16 protein-coding genes are annotated in these 18,740 nt (G+C 65.0%); 11 read left to right on the forward strand and 5 right to left on the reverse strand.

What is annotated here, in order from left to right; genetic code table 11:
- Window positions 1-30 precede the first annotated feature (30 nt).
- The 11 genes from EBB56_RS16310 (at window position 31) to EBB56_RS16360 (ending at window position 13,287) form a co-directional block, all read left to right on the forward strand.
- Window positions 31-1,119 (forward strand): TRAP transporter substrate-binding protein, encoded by a 1,089-nt coding sequence (locus EBB56_RS16310; RefSeq protein WP_124804835.1) that lies wholly within the window; start codon window positions 31-33, stop codon window positions 1,117-1,119.
- 59 nt (window positions 1,120-1,178) lie between these two features.
- On the forward strand, window positions 1,179-1,670 hold the full coding sequence (locus EBB56_RS16315; protein ID WP_045995049.1) for a TRAP transporter small permease: 492 nt from the start codon (window positions 1,179-1,181) through the stop codon (window positions 1,668-1,670).
- Window positions 1,667-2,923: a TRAP transporter large permease gene (locus tag EBB56_RS16320; protein WP_124804836.1), complete on the forward strand. Its 1,257-nt coding sequence runs from the start codon at window positions 1,667-1,669 to the stop codon at window positions 2,921-2,923. The genes EBB56_RS16315 and EBB56_RS16320 overlap by 4 nt, the downstream gene beginning before the upstream one ends.
- 58 nt (window positions 2,924-2,981) lie before the next feature.
- A complete protein-coding gene (locus EBB56_RS16325) occupies window positions 2,982-4,403 on the forward strand; it encodes an FAD-binding oxidoreductase (protein WP_124804837.1) in 1,422 nt (473 codons plus the stop codon).
- Window positions 4,404-4,442: 39 nt separating this feature from the next.
- Entirely contained in the window at window positions 4,443-5,603 is a 1,161-nt protein-coding gene (locus EBB56_RS16330; protein ID WP_124804838.1) for a fumarylacetoacetate hydrolase family protein, read from the forward strand.
- Window positions 5,604-6,121: 518 nt separating this feature from the next.
- Window positions 6,122-6,733 carry a cytochrome P460 family protein gene (locus tag EBB56_RS16335; RefSeq protein WP_124804839.1) on the forward strand — a complete coding sequence of 204 codons (612 nt, stop codon included), beginning with the start codon at window positions 6,122-6,124 and terminating at the stop codon, window positions 6,731-6,733.
- Between the two features lie 746 nt (window positions 6,734-7,479).
- A complete protein-coding gene (locus EBB56_RS16340; RefSeq protein ID WP_108133185.1) occupies window positions 7,480-8,229 on the forward strand; it encodes an SDR family oxidoreductase in 750 nt (249 codons plus the stop codon).
- Between the two features lie 63 nt (window positions 8,230-8,292).
- Window positions 8,293-9,144 (forward strand): fumarylacetoacetate hydrolase family protein, encoded by an 852-nt coding sequence (locus EBB56_RS16345; RefSeq protein ID WP_124804840.1) that lies wholly within the window; start codon window positions 8,293-8,295, stop codon window positions 9,142-9,144.
- Entirely contained in the window at window positions 9,141-10,196 is a 1,056-nt protein-coding gene (locus tag EBB56_RS16350; RefSeq protein WP_260425382.1) for a zinc-binding alcohol dehydrogenase family protein, read from the forward strand. Before EBB56_RS16345 ends, EBB56_RS16350 begins: the two co-directional genes overlap by 4 nt.
- Before the next feature lie 144 nt (window positions 10,197-10,340).
- Window positions 10,341-12,041, forward strand: a complete 1,701-nt coding sequence (locus EBB56_RS16355) for a UxaA family hydrolase (RefSeq protein ID WP_108133183.1) — start codon at window positions 10,341-10,343, stop codon at window positions 12,039-12,041.
- Between the two features lie 97 nt (window positions 12,042-12,138).
- The gene (locus tag EBB56_RS16360) at window positions 12,139-13,287 is read left to right on the forward strand and encodes a mannitol dehydrogenase (RefSeq protein WP_108133182.1); all 1,149 of its coding nucleotides are present in this window, start codon (window positions 12,139-12,141) and stop codon (window positions 13,285-13,287) included.
- 161 nt (window positions 13,288-13,448) lie between these two features.
- On the opposite strand, the gene nanR is transcribed toward EBB56_RS16360, so the two are convergent.
- The 5 genes from nanR to EBB56_RS16385 form a co-directional block, all read right to left on the reverse strand.
- A complete protein-coding gene (gene nanR / locus EBB56_RS16365; protein ID WP_108133181.1) occupies window positions 13,449-14,180 on the reverse strand; it encodes a transcriptional regulator NanR in 732 nt (243 codons plus the stop codon).
- Between the two features lie 141 nt (window positions 14,181-14,321).
- Complete coding sequence (locus tag EBB56_RS16370; protein WP_124804841.1) at window positions 14,322-15,398, reverse strand: Ldh family oxidoreductase; 1,077 nt, start codon at window positions 15,396-15,398, stop codon at window positions 14,322-14,324.
- A 105-nt stretch (window positions 15,399-15,503) separates the two neighbouring features.
- The gene (locus tag EBB56_RS16375) at window positions 15,504-16,883 is read right to left on the reverse strand and encodes a TRAP transporter large permease (protein WP_045995039.1); all 1,380 of its coding nucleotides are present in this window, start codon (window positions 16,881-16,883) and stop codon (window positions 15,504-15,506) included.
- 24 nt (window positions 16,884-16,907) lie between these two features.
- Window positions 16,908-17,474, reverse strand: coding sequence for a TRAP transporter small permease (locus EBB56_RS16380; protein ID WP_052704549.1), 567 nt, complete (start codon window positions 17,472-17,474; stop codon window positions 16,908-16,910).
- 46 nt (window positions 17,475-17,520) lie between these two features.
- Window positions 17,521-18,519, reverse strand: coding sequence for a sialic acid TRAP transporter substrate-binding protein SiaP (locus EBB56_RS16385; protein ID WP_045995038.1), 999 nt, complete (start codon window positions 18,517-18,519; stop codon window positions 17,521-17,523).
- Window positions 18,520-18,740 lie beyond the last annotated feature (221 nt).

The following is an 18,740-nucleotide window of genomic DNA, read 5'->3' on the forward strand; positions in this document are numbered from 1 at the left end:
GCCAGCACGCCACGCAAATTGGAGAGAAGCATGACAACAATCACAACGTCCGTCGCCCCCTTCACCCGTCGCCGCCTGGGCGCGGCCATCGCCGCCCTGACCATCGGCAGCCTGACGCTGGGTGGTGTTGCCACCGCCCAGGCCGCCAGCGAGATGCCGCCGATCCCCGAGGTCGACGGCCCCGTGGCCGAGGGTGACGGCAACGACTACACCCTCAAGTTCAGCATCGGCACCACCCAGTCCGGCGCCCAGTACCGTGGCCTCGAGTACTTCGAGGACATCGTCGAGGCACGCAGTGACGGCCATATCCAGGTCGAGCTGTTCCACAGCGCACAGCTTGGCGATGACCTCCAGGCGGTCAGCGCGCTGCAGTCCGGCACCCTGGAGATGACCGCGCCGTCCACGTCGCCGCTGGTCAACATGTTCCCGGAATTCGCGGTGTTCGACCTGCCGTTCCTGTTCCCCACCCCGGAAGTGGCCGACGAGGTGCTCGACGGCGAGATCGGTGACCGCATGCTGGAAACCGCCAGCACCAACGGCCTCAAGGCCCTCGGCTGGGCCGAGAACGGCTATCGCCAGCTGACCAACAGCCAGAACGCGGTGGCCTCGCCCGAGGATCTGGATGGCCTCAAGGTCAGGACCATGCAGAACCCGATCCACCTGGATATCTGGAAGACCCTGGGCGCCAACCCGACGCCGATGTCCTTCGCCGAGCTGTTCACCGCCCTCGAGCAGGGCGTGGTCGACGGCCAGGAGAACCCCTGGATCACCATTCAATCGTCCAAGTTCAACGAAGTGCAGGACTACGCCACCGAGTCCAACCACGTCTACACGCCCTTTATCACCCTGGTCTCCGAGCGCTTCTGGAGCCGTCTGCCCGAGGGCTATCAGGATCTGCTGTCCGACGCCGCCAAGCAGATGGGCGACTACCAGCGTGAAGTCAGTCGCACCCTCAACGACCAGATCAAGCAGGAGCTGATGGACGAGGGCATGAACATCACCGAGCTGACCCCGGAACAGGTGGCCACCTTCCAGGAGACCCTGTCGCCGGTCTATGACGAGTGGCGCGAGAAGATCGGCGGAGAGCTGATCGACGATATCCGCGCTGTTTCCCAGTAAGCCCTAGCCCGACCCCGCCGCTGTCGGCGGCGGGGTCGTCGTCACCACGGAGGTGACCCATGACCACCCTATCCTCCACTTCCACCCCGGGACTCCTGGGGTGGTTGATTACCACGCTGCGCATCGCCGTCGGATTGCTGGTGCTCGGCGTGGTGTTCTGCGTGACCGCTAACGTCTTCGGTCGCTTCGTGCTCAATACGTCCTACGCCTGGGCCGAGGAGCTATCCCGGGTGCTGTTCATCTGGCTGGTACTGCTTGGCGCCGGGCTCGGCAGCCTCGAGAAGGAACACGTGGCGGTGACCTACTTCAAGGACCTGGCCCCGGCCGGGCTGCGCCGCGTGCTGGGACTGACCGCCGTGGCGGTGATCTACCTCGTCTGCATCTGCATCCTGCTCGGCTTCAAGGAGCTGATCTCCGGCTATACCAGCGCCACCCCCATGCTCGGCATCCCCAAGACCTGGCTCTATAGCGCCATGCCGGTGATGGCAGGGCTGACCCTGATCGCCAACACCCTGGCCCTGGTGGCCCTGCTCAGGAGGTCCGAACCATGATCCTGTGGAGCATCCTTATCGGGCTTGCCATCTGCATCGTCATTGGCATGCCGATCTCGTTTGGCCTCGGCGCCATCAGTCTGTTCATCTTCTTCTATTCCGACTATTCGCTGTCGCCCATCGTCGCCCAGGCAGTCAACGGCCTGGACTCCTTTCCATTGCTGGCCATTCCGCTGTTCATCCTGGTCGGCGAGGTGATGAGCGAGGGCGGCATCGCCACCCGCCTGGTCCGACTGGCCAGCGCCATGGTCGGCTTCGTCGCCGGTGGCCTGGGTCAGGTGGCGGTGATGACCTCGATGTTCTTCGGTGGCATCAGCGGCTCCGCCGTGGCCGACGCCTCGGCGGTCGGCAGCATGATGATCGAGCCGATGAAGCAGCATCGCTACAGCGCGCCCATGGCCACCGCCATCGTGGTCGCGGCCTCGGTGGTCGGCATCATCATCCCGCCGTCGATCCCGATGATCCTGTTCGGCGTGGTCACCAACACCTCGATCTCCCAGCTGTTCCTGGCCGGCATCGTGCCCGGCATCCTGATCACCCTGGGACTGGCGGCCACCACCTACGTGCAGTCACGCAAGAACGGCAAGGGCCAGGCCTTCTCCTTCCCGGAGCTCGCCAGTGCCCTCAAGGACGCCATCCTGGCGCTGTTGCTGCCGGTGATCATCGTCGGTGGCATCCTCACCGGGGTCTTCACCCCCACCGAGAGCGCCGCCATCGCGCTGGTCTATGCCTTCGCGGTGTCCTTCTTCGTCTATCGCAGCCTGTCGCTCAAGCGCTTCTTCGAGCTGTGCGTGAGCACCGGTCGACTGACAGGTGTGGTCATGCTGCTGCTGGCCTTCGCCAGCGTGCTGGCCTGGCTTCTGACCGCCAACATGATTCCCCAGCAACTGGTGGTGAGCCTGTCGGCCATCACCGAGAACAAGCTTCTGCTGCTGCTGATCCTGTCGGCCTTCCTGCTGGTGGTGGGCTTCTTCATGGACCTGACCCCTGCCATGGTGATCCTGGCACCGCTGATGACGCCGGTGGTAGTGAAGCTTGGCATCGACCCGGTGTACTTCGGCGTGCTGATGTCCTTCATCCTGGGTATCGGCCTGATCACCCCGCCGGTGGGCACCGTGCTCTATGTCGGCTGTGGCGTCGGCAAGGTCGGGATGGAAAGCCTGGTCAAGAGCCTGCTGCCCTTCTACTTCACCCTGGTGGCACTGCTGGTGGTGTTCCTGCTGTTCCCGGGAGTGGTGCTGTGGTTCCGATAACCCCGAACTTGAACAACCTGGGCGGCCCCTGGCCGCCCGCCGAGCGGAGAAGCCCCCGATGAGCGCCAACGACGACCTGCTGACCTTTCTGCGAGAGACCCTGGGCAGCACCGGCGTGCTGACAGACGACCTCGAGCGCTATCGGGTCGACTGGGCCGGCGCCCGCGGCGGTCTGCCGTTGGCGGTGGCTCGCCCGGCGACCTCTGAGCAGGTGGCGCAGGTACTCGGCTACTGCCATCGCCACGATATTCCGGTGGTCCCCCAGGGCGGCGGCAGCGGCCTGGTCGAAGGCGCCCTGCCGGACAGCCAGACACCGGAGCTGGTCATCAGCCTGGAGCGGCTTAATAAAATTCGCTCCATCGATCCGATCAACTTCACCCTGAGCGTCGACGCCGGCTGCGTGCTGCAGACCATCAAGGACGCCGCCGAGGCCGAGGATTGCACCTTTCCGCTGGCCCTCGGCGCCCAGGGCAGCTGCCAGATCGGCGGCAACATCGCCACCAACGCCGGCGGCCTTAACGTGCTGCGCTACGGCATGATGCGCCAGCTGGTACTGGGTATCGAGGTGGCACTGCCGGACGGCCGTCTGCTCGACGACATGAAGGCACTGCACAAGAACAACACCGGCTACGACCTGAAGCAGCTGTTCATCGGCGCGGAGGGTACCCTGGGCATCGTCACCGGCGCGGTACTCAAGCTCTACCCTCGTCCCCAGGTGACACGCACGGCGCTGATCGGCTGCCCCGACGTGGCCTCGGTGCTGAAACTCTACGCCCAGGCAAGACGCAGCTGCTGCGACCTGCTGACCGCCTTCGAGCTGATTCCGCGGGCCTGCATGGAGCTTGCCCTAGAGGCCGATCCCTCACTGCCGGACCCGCTGGATGCTCCCCACCCGGTGTACGTGCTGATGGAAGTCGCCGCCAGCGGGCCTGCCGATCTCGACAGCATGATCGAGGCGCTATTCGAGCGAGGACTCGAGGACGGCCTGCTGGAGGATGGTGTGCTGGCCACAAGCGACACCCAGGCGGCCCAGCTATGGCAGCTGCGCGAGGCCATGCTGGAAGGCCAGCAGCGCCGCGGCGAGCACCTGCGTACCGACGTCTCGCTGCCGATCTCGCAGCTTACCGCCTTCCATGACCAGGCGGAGGCGGCGATCGCCGAGGCCTCACCGGACTCTCAGGTCATCGCCTACGGCCACGTCGGCGATGGCAACCTGCACTTCAATATCCTGCCGCCGGCGCACCTGGACGACGACGACAAGCGCAGTCTGCTGCATGAGCTGGAAGAGCAGCTGTTTGCCATTGTCGCCGAGTTCGACGGCAGCATCAGCGCCGAGCACGGCATCGGTCGCGTCAAGCAGCCCTACTTCCTCGAAAGCCTGTCGGCGCCGGAGCACGACATCATGCGTGGCCTGAAGCGCCTGCTGGACCCCCGCGGCCTGATGAGCCCCGGGCGTATCCTGCCGAGAATGCAGCGCTGAGCCATCGACTTCCCCTTTTCAACAGACAGAGGCCCTAACATGAGTCCCCGCCTTACCGCCCGCGACATCCTGCCCGACGACGCCGACCGCGCCCTGCTGGTCGGCCGAGTGTGGCGCGACGACCAGCAAGGCCCCGTCCTGGTAACCGTTCGCGATGGCCAGCTTATCGATCTGTCGGCCACCATCAATGTCATGGCCGACCTGCTCGAACGCGACGACGCCGCCGAGCTGATCGCCAACGCCGAGGGCGAGTCCCTGGGTAGCCTGGACAGCCTGCTGGAAAATTCCTGCCAGACATCCCAGCGCGCCCCTCACCTGCTCGCCCCCTGCGACGTCCAGGCGATCAAGGCCTGTGGAGTGACCTTCGCGGTCAGCCTGCTGGAACGCGTCATCGAGGAGCAGGCCGGTGGCGACGCCGCCCGCGCCGGCGAGCTGCGCGAGGAACTCAAGCGCGTGATCGGCGGTGACCTGTCGAAGATCCGTCCCGGCTCCGACGAGGCCATGGCGCTCAAGGCCGAGCTTCAGTCCCGTGGCGCCTGGTCCCAGTACATGGAGGTCGGCATCGGCCCCGACGCCGAGGTCTTCACCAAGTCACAGCCGCTGTCCTCGGTGGGCCAGGGCGCGGCGGTGGGGCTGCACCCGTCATCGCGCTGGAACAACCCCGAGCCCGAGATCGTGCTGGCGGTGGATGCACAAGGCAACGCCCGCGGCGCGACGCTGGGCAATGACGTCAACCTGCGCGATGTCGAAGGACGCAGTGCCCTGCTGCTGGGCAAGGCCAAGGATAACAACGCCTCCTGTGCCATCGGCCCCTTCATTCGCCTGTTCGATGACCACTTCTCAATCGACGACGTGCGCTCGGCCATGGTCAGCCTGCGCATCGAGGGCAACGACGACGACTTCCTGCTGGAAGACCAGAGCGACATGCGCGAGATCAGCCGCGACCCGCTGGACCTGGTGGGTCAGACCATCGGCGCACACCACCAGTACCCCGATGGTTTCATGCTGTTCCTCGGCACCATGTTCTCGCCGATTCAGGACCGCGACGGGCCCGGCCAGGGCTTTACCCATCACCTGGGTGATGTGGTCACCATCTCGACGCCTCGCCTGGGCGCACTGGTCAATCGCGTCGAACGCTCCGACCAGCTGCCCCCCTGGACCTACGGTATCCGCGCCTGGCTTTCCCACCAGCGCGGCTGACACCACACAAGACCCGCACGAACCGACATCTCCCTTCTGCCTCGCCCCCGGCGAGGCTTTTTCGTTTCAGGCCGCCAACTGTGCCATTACGCGCTGCTACTCAAGCATTTGCGCATGCGGTATGCGAGTTCCCGCGCCGGACATGGCGAGTGACATGGCTCTGACTTATACCTTCAAGACCCCTCCCGCCGATGTCAGTCAGTGAATCGAGATATGACGGTTGTTCTTGCTCAACGCGCGTTGCATCGCGAACGCAAGGTCAGGAACAACGCAAGGTCAGGAACAACGCAAGGTCAGGAACAAGACCGGCAACGTCATCGCTGCACTCGCGCGAGCGAGGGGACCAAGGAACATCGACCATCATCAGACAAGGGCCTCAAGGCCCGGATAAAGGACAGGGAGCAAGCCAAAGGCCACCCAAGAAGCCTGCGCCGCCCTTGCCGTGACTCGTCGCCGTCAGCGCAGCACCCGTGGATGGATGCGTCCAGGTGCGCCTCGGTGACCAAGGAGGACAGACCATGCTCAGGATTTCCCGTCTCACCGCCATCGCCGCCGCCATGGGCGCCAGCCTGATCGCCTTTGACGCGGTCGCCGAGACCTACTTCGAGATCACCGACGGGGAGCTCACGCGCCCCACCGGCTTCCGCGAATGGGTGTTCGTCGGCACCCCGCTCACGCCCAATGACATGAACAACGGCAAGGCGCCGTTCCCCGAGTTCCACGCCGTCTACATCGATCCGGAAAGCTGGGATCACTGGAAGGAGACCGGTGAATTCCGTGACGGCGCCATCATGATCAAGGAACTGATCAGCGTCGGCAGCAAGCAGGCGGCCAGCGGCAACGGCTACTTCATGGGCGAATACATCGGCCTCGAGGCGACCATCAAGAGCAGCGAGCACTTCCCGGATGAACCCGGCAACTGGGCCTACTACAGCTTCTCGACGCCGGACCACTCGAGCCTCAAGGAGACAGCGGCGCCCTTCCCCACCGCGGCCTGCAACGCCTGCCACGCGGCGGCGGCAGCCGATGACTTCGTCTTTACCCAGTACTACCCGGTACTGACCGCCGGCAAGGGCGCCGGCGACGACGCCGGTGGCGGCACCCAGTCCCAGCTTGGCAACGACGGCTGATCGCCTGTCTGGCCCCGTTCCGACAGTCCAGGGCCTGAACCATCGGCCAGGGAGTCAGAGTCAGGAACGGGGACCATCTGGAATATGGTGCCTAAAGGTGCCAATGAAAGGTGCCTATGAAAGGTGCTATGTAGAAACGTGCGGTACGTGCACATGCGAACCGCAGCCGGCCGTATAGACATATAAACACCCGATACCCAGTAGCACGAAGGCCGGCAAGACAAGCACCTGGCACCACCGAGCATGAAGCGATGGCGGTGACCCTGCGTCACCCTATGGCCTTGCAGGGTACGTCTACCGGCGAGCCACTGGATTCGCCCCGGAGTCCAGAAGTGGCATAGGGGCTGCCCCGAGAGAAGGATGTCTCTCGGCAGCGATATCCGCCATCCTTCTTGCGTTCCCTGCCCTCCTGGCGGCCCTCCCCGGCCGCCTTTTTTTATGTTCTCGGCGCCCTCTTCCCGCGGACCAGCGATATCCGTCCCAGCTCTTTGCTATCGGCCATATTCCGCTGCCCCGGCTCTCTTGATCCTTTACGACCAAAGTCGGCCCTTGGCGCCAATTGCAATCCAGCCAACCTGCGCCATACTACGGATAACGTCATGCTAGCAGCCTGTCATACCACCTAGCGAAAACCGCGACACGAGCAGGCTTCAGTTAGACGGAGAGCACCAGGCCTTCGTCACTACGACACCTGATGTTTCGCCGCCATAGCAACAACCTCGTCGCCCCTGCCAACAGGAGACATCATGCGTCTGTCAGGAAAGACCGCCTTGATCACCGCCGCCGGCCAGGGCATCGGTCGCGCCACCGTCGAGCGCTTTATCGCCGAGGGCGCGGAGGTCCACGCCACCGACCTCGATCCGGCCAAGCTCGAGGATCTGGCAGATCGCCGGGGTGTCCGCTGCCACACCCTGGATGTGACCGACCCTGCGGCGATCGCCGAGCTGGGGGCGAAGATTCCGACACCGACCATCCTGTTCAACTGTGCCGGTTACGTGCATAGCGGCAGCCTGCTGGAGTGCTCCATCGAGGACTTCGATCGCTCCATGGCGATCAACGTCACCGCCATGTACCACACCATCTCGACCTTTCTTCCCGGTATGCTGGAGGCCGGTGGTGGCAGCATCATCAACATGGCGTCGGTCGCCAGCAGCCTGAAAGGTGTTGCCGGACGCTTTGCCTACGGCACCAGCAAGGCCGCCGTCATCGGTCTGACGCGCTCGGTGGCGGCGGACTACGTGACCCACGGCATCCGCTGCAACGCCATCTGTCCGGGTACCGTGGAGTCGCCCTCCCTGGCGCAGCGTATTCGCGCCCAGGCCGAGGCTCAGGGACAGGACGAAGCCCAGGTGCGCCAGGCCTTCCTCGACCGCCAGCCAATGGGACGCCTGGGCAGGCCAGAGGAGATCGCCGCACTGGCCGTCTATCTGGCCTCCGATGAATCGGCGTATACCACAGGCACCAGCCAGATCATCGACGGTGGCTGGCTAGCGTAAAAGACGACACAACGACATCAATCCATCGACCTTATCCATCCAATCAACGACAAAGGACACCCCATGAAACTGCTGCGATTCGGCGCCCCCGGCCAGGAAGCTCCCGGTATTCTCGACGCCAACGGACGTGTCCGTGACCTGTCCGGCGTCATCGATGACGTTGCCGGAGAGGCCCTCGGACGTGACAGCCTGGCGCGCATCGCCGGCCTCGATCTGGAAAGCCTGCCCGAGGTCCCCGCCGACACCCGTATCGGCCCCTGCGTCGGCCAGGTCGGCAAGTTCATTTGCATCGGCCTCAACTACGCCGATCACGCCGCAGAGAGTGGCGCCGAGGTGCCGCCGGAGCCGGTGATCTTCAACAAGTGGACCAGCGCCATCTGCGGCCCCGACGACGACGTCATCATTCCCCGCGACTCCTCCAAGACCGACTGGGAGGTCGAACTCGGCGTGGTCATCGGCAAGGGTGGTCGCTATATCGACGAAGCCGACGCCCTCGAGCACGTGGCGGGCTACTGCGTGATCAACGACGTATCTGAGCGGGAATTCCAGCTGGAGCGAAGCGGTACCTGGGACAAGGGCAAGGGTTGCGACACCTTCGGGCCCCTCGGCCCCTGGCTGGTGACCCCGGATGAAGTGGAAGATCCCCAGGTGCTGAACCTGTGGCTCGAGGTCGACGGCAAGCGATACCAGGACGGCAATACCCGCACCATGGTCTATCAGGTGGCCTACCTCATCAGCTACCTGAGCCGTTTCATGAGCCTGCAGCCAGGCGACGTCATATCCACCGGCACGCCGCCTGGTGTCGGCCTGGGCCAGAATCCGCCGGTGTTCCTGCGTCCGGGTCAGACCATGCGCCTGGGCATCGAGGGCCTCGGGGTGCAGACCCAGAAGGTCGTGGCGGATTCGGACGCATGAGCCAGCGCGACCAGCCCATGACCGTGGCGGTGTGCGTCGAACCAGGGCAGATGGCCCTGGAACAGCGCCCCCGCCCCGAGCTTGCCGGCGGCGAGGCCCTGGTGCGCATTTCGCGCATCGGGGTCTGCGGCACCGATATCCACGCCTTCGGCGGCAACCAGCCCTACTTCGACTACCCCCGGGTGCTGGGGCACGAACTGGCCGGTACGGTGGAGGCCCTTGCCGACGACGTGGACGAGGCGACCCGTGCCCGCCTCGAGCATCAGCCGGTGTACGTGATCCCCTACCTGCACTGTGGCGAGTGTCGCGCCTGCCGGCGCGGCAAGACCAACTGCTGTCAGGCGATGCAGGTGATCGGCGTCCATCGCGACGGCGGCATGGCCGAGTGGCTGAAGGTTCCGGTCGATCATCTGGTGGCCTGCCCGGCACTGGAACCAGACGAGCTGGCACTTATCGAGTGCCAGGCCATCGGTGCCCACGCGGTGCGCCGGGCCGCGGTGGAAGCGGAGGAACTGGTGGCGGTGGTCGGCGCCGGCCCCATCGGCATCGGCGTCGCCCAGGTCGCGCGGGCCCGCGGTGCACGGGTACTGCTGCTCGATACCAGCGCCGAACGCCTGACCTTCTGCCGCGAAGCGCTCGGCTTCGAGCAGACCCTGGTAGTGGGCGAGGACGATCCGCAGGCGCGCCTGGCCAGTCTCAACGACGGCGCACTGGCCGACGTGGTGTTCGACGCCACCGGCAACCCGAGCGCCATGGAGGCCGGCTTCGGCCTGGCCGGACACGGCGGCCGCTACGTACTGGTCAGCATCGTCAAGTCAGACATTCGCTTTGACGACCCGAGCTTTCACGGCCGAGAACTGACCCTGCTCGCCAGCCGCAACGCCACCCGCGAAGACTTCGACTGCGTCACCGAACTGCTGGAAGAAGGCCGTATCCAGGTGCGCCCGATGATCACCCATCGTGCCAAGCTCGAGGCCCTGCCGGAGACCATGCCGGTGTGGTGCGGCGGCGAGGCCGGCGTGATCAAGGCGATGATTCACCTCGATCGATAAGTCGGCGCCAGGACCAGCGAGCCCCCTTCGACGGGCACCGAACACTCTTTCACCAGGCGGCGTACGGCACCCACCGTCATCTGCTGCACCCGATCACCAGGCCGTCACGATAACAACGTCAACGCCTTTGCCGAGGACCGTCCCATGTCCACACAGTCATCGACCACCACGTCATCGACCACCGCTGCATCGAACAAGGCAGCGTCGTCCAACGCGACCATCGCCAGCGACCAGCCCGCCCAGGAAAGCCTGCGGGTCCATCCTGCCGACAATGTGCGTGTCGCCCTGCGCGACCTGCCCCAGGGGCACCGCATCGACGAGGGTGCCGACACCCTGACGCTGGTGGAAGCCATCCGCCACAAGCACAAGTTCGCCCTCGAGGATCTGGCAGTCGGTGACACCGTCACCATGTACGGCGTCACCGTCGGCCGGGCCACCCGGGCGATCGCCCGTGGCAGCGTGATCCGCACCGACAACCTGGAGCACTTCACCCACTCGGATACCCCGGTCACCCGCCGGGAGCACTGGCAGGCACCGGACGTTTCCGCCTTCGAAGATCACACCTTCGATGGCTTCCATCGTCCGGACGGTGGCGTGGGCACCGCCAACCTGTGGCTGGTGGTGCCGCTGGTGTTCTGCGAGAACCGCAATATCGAGGTGCTTCGCCAGTGTGTGGCGGACGCCCTGGGTGACGACCCCTTCCGCGACTACAAGCAGATGGCACGCCAGATGCTTCATGGCGATAGCCCGAGCCATGTGACCGAGCCTCCCTCCTCGCCCTTTCCCAACGTGGACGGCGTGCGTTTTCTGACCCATACCCTGGGCTGCGGTGGCACCGACGACGATGCCCAGGCGCTGTGTAACCTGCTGGCGGGCTACATCACCCACCCCAACGTGGCCGGCGCCACGGTGCTGAGCCTTGGCTGCCAGAAGGCCCAGATCGCCATGCTCAAGCAGGCGGTGGCAAGCAAGGACCCGCAGGGCCTGCGCCCGGTGCACTACCTCGAGCAACAGGCCAGCACCAGCGAAGACGCCTTGATCGAACAGGCCCTGGGCACCATCTTCGATGGCCTGCGCGAGGCCAACCAGGTAACCCGCCAGCCGGCGCCGCTATCGGCCCTGCGTATCGGGGTGGAGTGCGGCGGGTCCGACGGCTTCTCGGGTCTGTCGGCCAACCCGGTGGTGGGCGGTGTCATCGATCGCCTGGTTGCCCTCGGCGGCAGCGGCATCCTCAGCGAATTTCCCGAGCTCTGCGGAGTCGAGCACGAACTGCTGTCGCGCTGCGTCGACGACGCCACCGCCGAACGTTTCTCGTCGCTGATGCAGGCCTACCAGCGCCACGCCGACGCCGTCGGCGCGAGTTTCTCGATGAACCCCTCGCCGGGCAATATCCGCGATGGTCTGATCACCGATGCCATGAAGTCCGCCGGGGCCGCCAAGAAAGGCGGCGACAGCCCGGTGGTCGAGGTCCTCGACTACACCGAGACCGCCACGCGACCCGGCCTGGCGCTGCTGTGCAGTCCCGGCAACGATGTCGAGTCCACTACCGCTCTGGTCGGCTCCGGCGCCAACCTGGTGATCTTCACCACCGGGCTCGGCACGCCCACGGGTAACCCGGTGGCACCGACCCTCAAGGTCGCCAGCAACTCGGACCTGGCCCGCCGCATGGCGGACATCATCGACTTCGATAGCGGAGCGGTGATCCGGGGCGAGGCCTCCATCGACGAGCTCGCCGATGACCTGCTGGCGCTGTGCATCGAGACCGCGTCTGGGCGCTACACCACCCGCGCCGTGGGGCTGGCCCAGCACGACTTCATTCCCTGGAAGCGCGGGGTGTCCTTGTGAGCGTTCCTGTGAAAGAGCCTGTGAGCGTCCCTGTGAGAGAGCCTGTGAGCGTCCCCGTGAGAGAGCCTGTGAGCTTCCCTTGAGAGAGACTGGCAACATGCAAAACGCAACCACCGTCACCCTGATGCAGTTCGGCATCGGCCGTTTTCTGCTGGCCCACGTCGACCTGTTCGCCAGCCAGGCGCGGGACGAACACGGCAGTGATATCCGTATCATTGCGGTACAGAGCTCGGACCGTGCGGCCGGGCGAACCAAGGCCCACGCCCTGGCCCGGGACCCGGTCTACCCGGTCAGGATGCGCGGCCGACGTGATGGCGAATTGATCGATACCACCCATCAGGTCGACAGCATCACCACCGCGCTGGTTGCCAGCGAAGCCTGGGCCGAAGTGGAGCGGCGTTTTCGCGATGAGGTAACTCACGTGGTCTCTAACACCTCCGAGGCGGGCTATCAGGTCCCGGCGGGCGATGGCCCACGGCGGGACTGCCCCGAGAGCTTCCCCGCCAAGCTGACGCACCTGTTGAAGACACGCTTCGACGCCGGCCGTCCCGGCGTCACCCTGCTGCCATGCGAGCTTCTGACCGACAACGCCCTCAAGCTCAAGGACGTCATCCTGGAATTGGCACAGGCCCACTACGACGACGATGGCTTCATGGCATGGCTCGAGCGGGACTGCGTGTGGGCGGTGACCCTGGTGGACCGCATCGTCTCCGCCGAGCTGGATCCGGTGGGCGCCGTCGCCGAGCCCTATGGCCTCTGGGCGATTCAGCAAACGCCCGGGCTGGTGATGCCGTTCTCCCACCCGGACGTACATCTGGTCGACGATATCCGTCCCTTCGAGCGGCGCAAGCTGCACCTCTTGAACCTGGCTCATACCTGGCTGGTCGCTCGCGTCCTGGATCTCGGTCTCGGCGAGGAAGTGACACTGGTTCGCCAGGCGATAGACGACCCCCGCCTGGGAGACGAACTGGAGAAGATGCTGCGCCAGGAGGTGGTGCCGGTGCTCGATCAGGAACTTCCGGGCATGGAACTCGAGGACTACGTCGACAGCATTCTGGATCGTTTCCGCAATCCATGGCTGGACCACCGACTGGGAGATATCGCCCAGAATCATCCCCAGAAGCTGGAGCGAAGGCTGGCGCCGGTGGTACAGATGGCCGCCCGCCAGGGTCGGGACGTACCACGCCTGGCCAGCGCTTTCCCCTCGACGGCTTCCGCGTCGACCTCGTCCCTGTCCTCGACCTGACAACGTCCTGGGCAAACTGGCGGATCACTCAAACAAGGCACCCTTCAATAACACGCCGCCGCCGGATGTCATCCGGCGGCGGCGTATGGCTTCGGCTCACGCCCTTGGCCCAAGGCCGTTCTCGTTGCCCGGTGCAGCACGGGTGCTTCCGCTCCCTCAGCTCAGGCGTCGTCCTGGCGACTCTTGAGGCGTTGCTTGAGCTGCATATAGGTGCCGTAGTGACGATCGAGGTGCCGTCGCATGGCGGCCTCGGCGGCTTCCGGGTCCCGGGCGGCGATGGCCTCGACGATCTCGGTGTGGGCCTCCAGGGCAGCCAGGTCCTCCCCGGGCTGCTGCAGCGCCAGGGCGCGACGGTCATCGAGCCACTCGGATAGTGCCTGATGGATGGCGTCGTAGATGGGGTTGTGCCCGATACTCGCCAGGACGCCATGAAAGTCGTTATCGGCCCGCTTGACGGCGGCATCATCGCCGATCACCGAACGCTGATGCGCCAGAGCGTCGCGCAACGCCTGGATCTCCTCATCGCTTGCGTGCTGCGCCGCCTGACGGGCCAGCGCGACCTCGAAAAGCGCCCGGGCCTCCTGAAAGTACTGCTGCCCTTCGGGTTTGGCCAACAACTGCCGGGTGACCCCGGACAGCCTCGCCATCACGGCCTCGGCGGTGGGCCGGATAACCCGTGCCCGAGTGCCGCTGTTTATCGCGATCAAGCCTAGCTGCTGCAGGTAGAACAGCGCCTCCCGCACGGCCGGGCGCCCGACCCCGAACTGCTCCATCAATTCACGTTCGGACGGCAATTGATCATTCTCGCCCAGCCGCCCTTCGAGGATTTCAGCCTCCAGTTGTTCGGCCACCTGCTCGGACAGCGTCTTGCGCTCCACCCGATATTTGCTCATCGACGCGGGTCTCCCTCGATCCATCACCCGGAGCGTCTCCGGGACACGGCGCACATGGTACTGCAAGGCGCACCCCCTGGGCAGCAAGGCGTCACTGCGGCACACTCGCCCCGGGCCAGGCCAAACCTCGACGGCGCTCGGTCATTGCTCGGTCAGCGCCGTCAGCGCATAGCGCTCGGCAATCTGGCGATACTGATCGCGCTGGGCATGGTCCAGGGGAATGCCGGTTTGCTTGCGCTCGTCGCGGGTCTGCCACTCGCGATCCCCCGGCGCCAGCACCCGCTGACCCTCTACCGGCGTCATCTGGCGCAGATCCTTGAGGTACTCGGCCAGGCGACGCTCGAAGGCGCTGCGCTCCTCGAAGGCGCCCGGGTCCATCACCAGAAAGAAGTGACCGACGCCGCGCGGAGTCGACATGTCCGGCCCGCCCATCGGCAGCAGGCGAAAACCGTGGACCATGTTGGCCAGGGTCGAACTCAGCACCTCGACCATGCCGCCAAGCCCGGCCCCCTTGAAGCCGAAGCCGGCGCCACCTACCGGCAACAAGGCGCTGACCTGGCGGGCGTCGGTGGTCGTGCTGCCGTCGCTGGTCGCGGCGATATCCGCCGGCAAGGGCCGTCCGATGGCCGCATACTGCTGCACCCGATTCATGGGCACCGAGCTGGTGGCCATGTCCAGCAGATACGGATCCTCTCCGGCCACCGGTGCAGCGAAGGCGATCGGATTGGTGCCGTGGAAGGCCCGCTGACTACCGTGGAGCAGAACGAACGGATCGGAATTGCAAAAGGCCATGCCCAGCATGCCCTGCTCTGCCGCGGCAAGGGCGTAGCAGCCGGCGGCACCGAAGTGCGACGAGTTGCCGACCGCCACCGCACCGATGCCGACCTCCCGGGCCATGCTGACGGCATGCTCGATGGCCCGATACCCGGCCAGATGGCCGAAGCCATCATCGGCATCCAGTACCGCAGTGCCGGCCAGACGCTGCTTGATGCTCGGCGTCGGGCTGCCCTTGATCCGCCCGCCTTGCAGGGCGTTGAGATAGTGCGGCAATAGCCTCAGGCCGTGGCTGTCGGTGCCCATCAGCGACGCCGTGACCAACGCCTTGGCCACCGCTTCCCGGGAGGCCTGATCGGCGCCGGCGGCCGTCAGCGCCTGTTCGATAAAGCGATGCAGATCCTTGTAATCGACCCGACAGGCCTCGTATTGACTGGCACTCATGGGGATTCCTTGTGAGGGGGATAAGGGCCGCAAGGCGCGCGCCGATCGCTCGGCGCCGCCTTGACTCGGCCATACCGGGTCACCGCCGCAGCGGCGACCCGGGACTCAGCGGTAGACCAGCGTCGGCAACCACAGCGAAATCGCCGGAATGAAGGTCACCAGCAACAGCGCCACCACCAGAGGGATCAGGAAAGGCAGGGTGCCGCGCATGCACTTCTCGAAGGAGATATGCGACACCCGCGACAGCACGTAGAGCACCATGCCTACCGGCGGGGTCAACAGGCCGATCATCAGGTTGAGCACCATGATCACACCAAAGTGCACCGGATCCACCCCGGACGCCACCGCTACCGGCAGCAGCACCGGCACCAGAATGGTGATGGCGGCGATGGTCTCCATGAAGCAGCCAACCACGATCAGCACCAGATTGATGATCAGCAGCACGGCGATGGGATTGTCCTGGAAGGGTCCCAGCAGCCCCATGACGTGCTGGGTGACCTGGTTGCTGGTCAGGATCCAGGCGAAGATCGAGGCGCCGGCAACGATGAACAGGATCACCGCGGTGGTCTCGATGGTTTCCATGCTGACCTTCAACAGTCGCCGCCAGGTCAGGGTACGGTAGACCAGTCCCCCCAGAATCAGCGCATAGACCACCGCCGCGATCGCCGCCTCGGTCGGGGTAAAGGCACCGGTGACGATGCCGCCGACGATGATCACCGGGGTCAGCAGCGACAGGAAGGCCCGCGAGAACGTCTTGCCCAGCACCGAGACCGAGAACCGTGCATCGCGCTTATAGCCGCGACGCCGCGACAGCCAGGTGATCATCACCATCAGCGTCAAACCCATCAGCAGGCCCGGCACCAGGCCGGCGGCGAACAACTGCCCCACCGAGACCGACGCCATCACCCCATAGATGACCATGGGCAGGCTCGGCGGAATGATCGGGCCGATGGTCGAAGACGCTGCGGTGATGCCTACGGCGAACTCCTGATCGTAGCCGGCGTCGCGCATGGCCTTGATCTCGATGGTGCCGAGGCCACCGGCATCGGCCACGGCTGCACCGGACATCCCCGAGAAGACGATGCTGGCACCGACGTTGACGTGGCCCAGGCCCCCACGCATCCAGCCCATCAGCGCCTTGGCGAAGTCAAATATGCGGGTGGTGATGCCGCCGTTGTTCATCAGGTTGCCGGCGAGGATAAAGAAAGGGATCGCCAGCAGCGGGAAGCTGTCAATGCCGTTGACCATGCGGTGCACCACGACCACGTCGGGCACGCGTCCTGTCAGCAGAACGTACATCAGGCAGGAGCCGGCCAGGCTGATGGCGATGGGCACCCCGCAGACCAGCAGGGTAAACAGGGCGGCAAACAGAAACGAAAGGTAGTTCTCGAAAAACGCCAGCGCGATGCAGCCGACGACCGCCAGTGCCGCCACCACCGGAGGCACTGGCGATCCGCGCCGGGCACTGATCATTGCTTCAGTCATGGGGTTGTTCCTTGTTCGTGGCGCTCAGTCGTCATCGTCGCGAAACATCAATTCACTCTCGCCGGTGCGCCAGTGACGCACCGCCAGCTGGATCGAGCGCACCAGCATCAGCACCACCCCGAAGAGCACCACGTAGTAGAGCAGACTCTTGGGCAGGTCCACCGACACCATCATCGAGTTGGTGCGCTGGGCCAGTTGCCAGGTGATCCAGGCCAGCATGCCGAGAAAGGCGATACGCACCAGATCCACCAGGGTCCACATGACCCGGGCGGTGGGCTCCGACAGGTAGCGATAGAAGAATTCCACGGCGATATGTGAGCCCTTGCGGGCGGCCATGGCGCTGCCGAGAAAACCCACCGCTACCAGCAGGTAGCGGGCGATCTCCTCGGTCCAGGCGATGGAGTTGCCGAGCACGTAGCGACTGAAGAACTGAACAAAGACGTCCAACGCCAGCAGCCAGAAGACCACCAGCGTCAGATAGTCCTCGATGCCGTAGTCACCCGGTCGGATCCGGTCGTCGTCATCGGGCACCTCGAAGGCGCTGGTAGTCTCGTGTTCGACGCCAGGGTCACTCACGTCAGATCGGGTCATGAAGGATCTCCCGAGGGAGGGCGCTCGGCGCCCTCCCCTCCGTCGTTTACTGGCCGATAGCCTGGAGGCGATCGTAGGTTTCCTGGTCCCAGGTCGCCGCGTCACCGTTGTGAGCCGGCATCACTGCTTCGCGGAACGGTGCGGTGTCGACCTCGTTGACGGTGACGCCCTGCTCCTCGAACCAGGCCACCAGGTCCTGCTCCTGCTGCACGATATCGGCGGTGATCTTCTCGCCGGCCTCTTCATAGACGTCACGGAAGATCTGCCGGTCCTCTTCTGACAGGCGATTCCACAGCGGACCGCCGGCAATCGTGATCAGGGAGTCGGTGATGTGACCGGTCAGGTTGATGACGTCCTGCACCTCGTAGAAGGCCTTGGCCTTGATCGTGGGCAGCGGGTTTTCCTGGGCGTCGACGACACCCTGCTGCAGGGCCAGGTAGACCTCGGCGAAGGCGATCGGTGTGGGATTGGCGTCGACCTGCTCGGGGAACATCATGTACATCGGCGCGTTGGGGACGCGGATCTTCAGGTCCTGCATGTCCTCCGGCGTATTGATCGGCTCGTTGGACGTGGTGTGGCGCTTGCCGTAGTAGTTCATCGCCAGCGGCACGTTGCCGGTAGCGTCCTCATAGCCCTGGGCGATCTCGGCGAACAGGTCGCTGTCGACGTAGGCCTGCCAGTGATCGAAGTCACGGAACATGTAGGGCGCACCGGCGATGCCGATGGGACCATAGGAACGGCCGGCGAACTGATTGCCGGTAAAGATGAGGTCGACGGTGCCGAGGCTCAGCCCCTCGTTGATGTCGGCTTCCTTGCCCAGTGAAGAGGCTGGGTGCACCTCTACCGAGTAGCGGCCATCGGTGCGTTTCTCGATCTCTTCGCCGGCCCAGACGGCCCACTCGTGGTAAGGCTCCGAGGTCTCGTAGACGTGGGCGAAGGTCAGCGTTTCCGCCTGGGCGGCCGCCGACAGGCTGACGCCGACCATGGCGGCGATCAGGCTACGACGAATGAAGCGGGCGGGCGGCTGGCAGTGATTGGGGCGCATCTTGTTGTTCTCCCGGGCTCTTGTGGCGTGTGGAGTGTGCAAGGTGGATGCACGCAATCGAATCGACAGGCTCCATGCCTGGGCGACTGTATACGTGTCATACCACCGAGACTGAATCTAGTTGTCCCCACTGGCCCATGCAAGGAAGTGACGACGAGACTTTGGTCGATGCTCCACCAACGTCGGCCATGACGAGGCACCAGTGCAAGGGGGCTTTGCAG

The organism is Halomonas sp. YLB-10, from assembly GCF_003856855.1.
In the GTDB taxonomy this organism is placed as follows: domain Bacteria; phylum Pseudomonadota; class Gammaproteobacteria; order Pseudomonadales; family Halomonadaceae; genus Halomonas; species Halomonas litopenaei.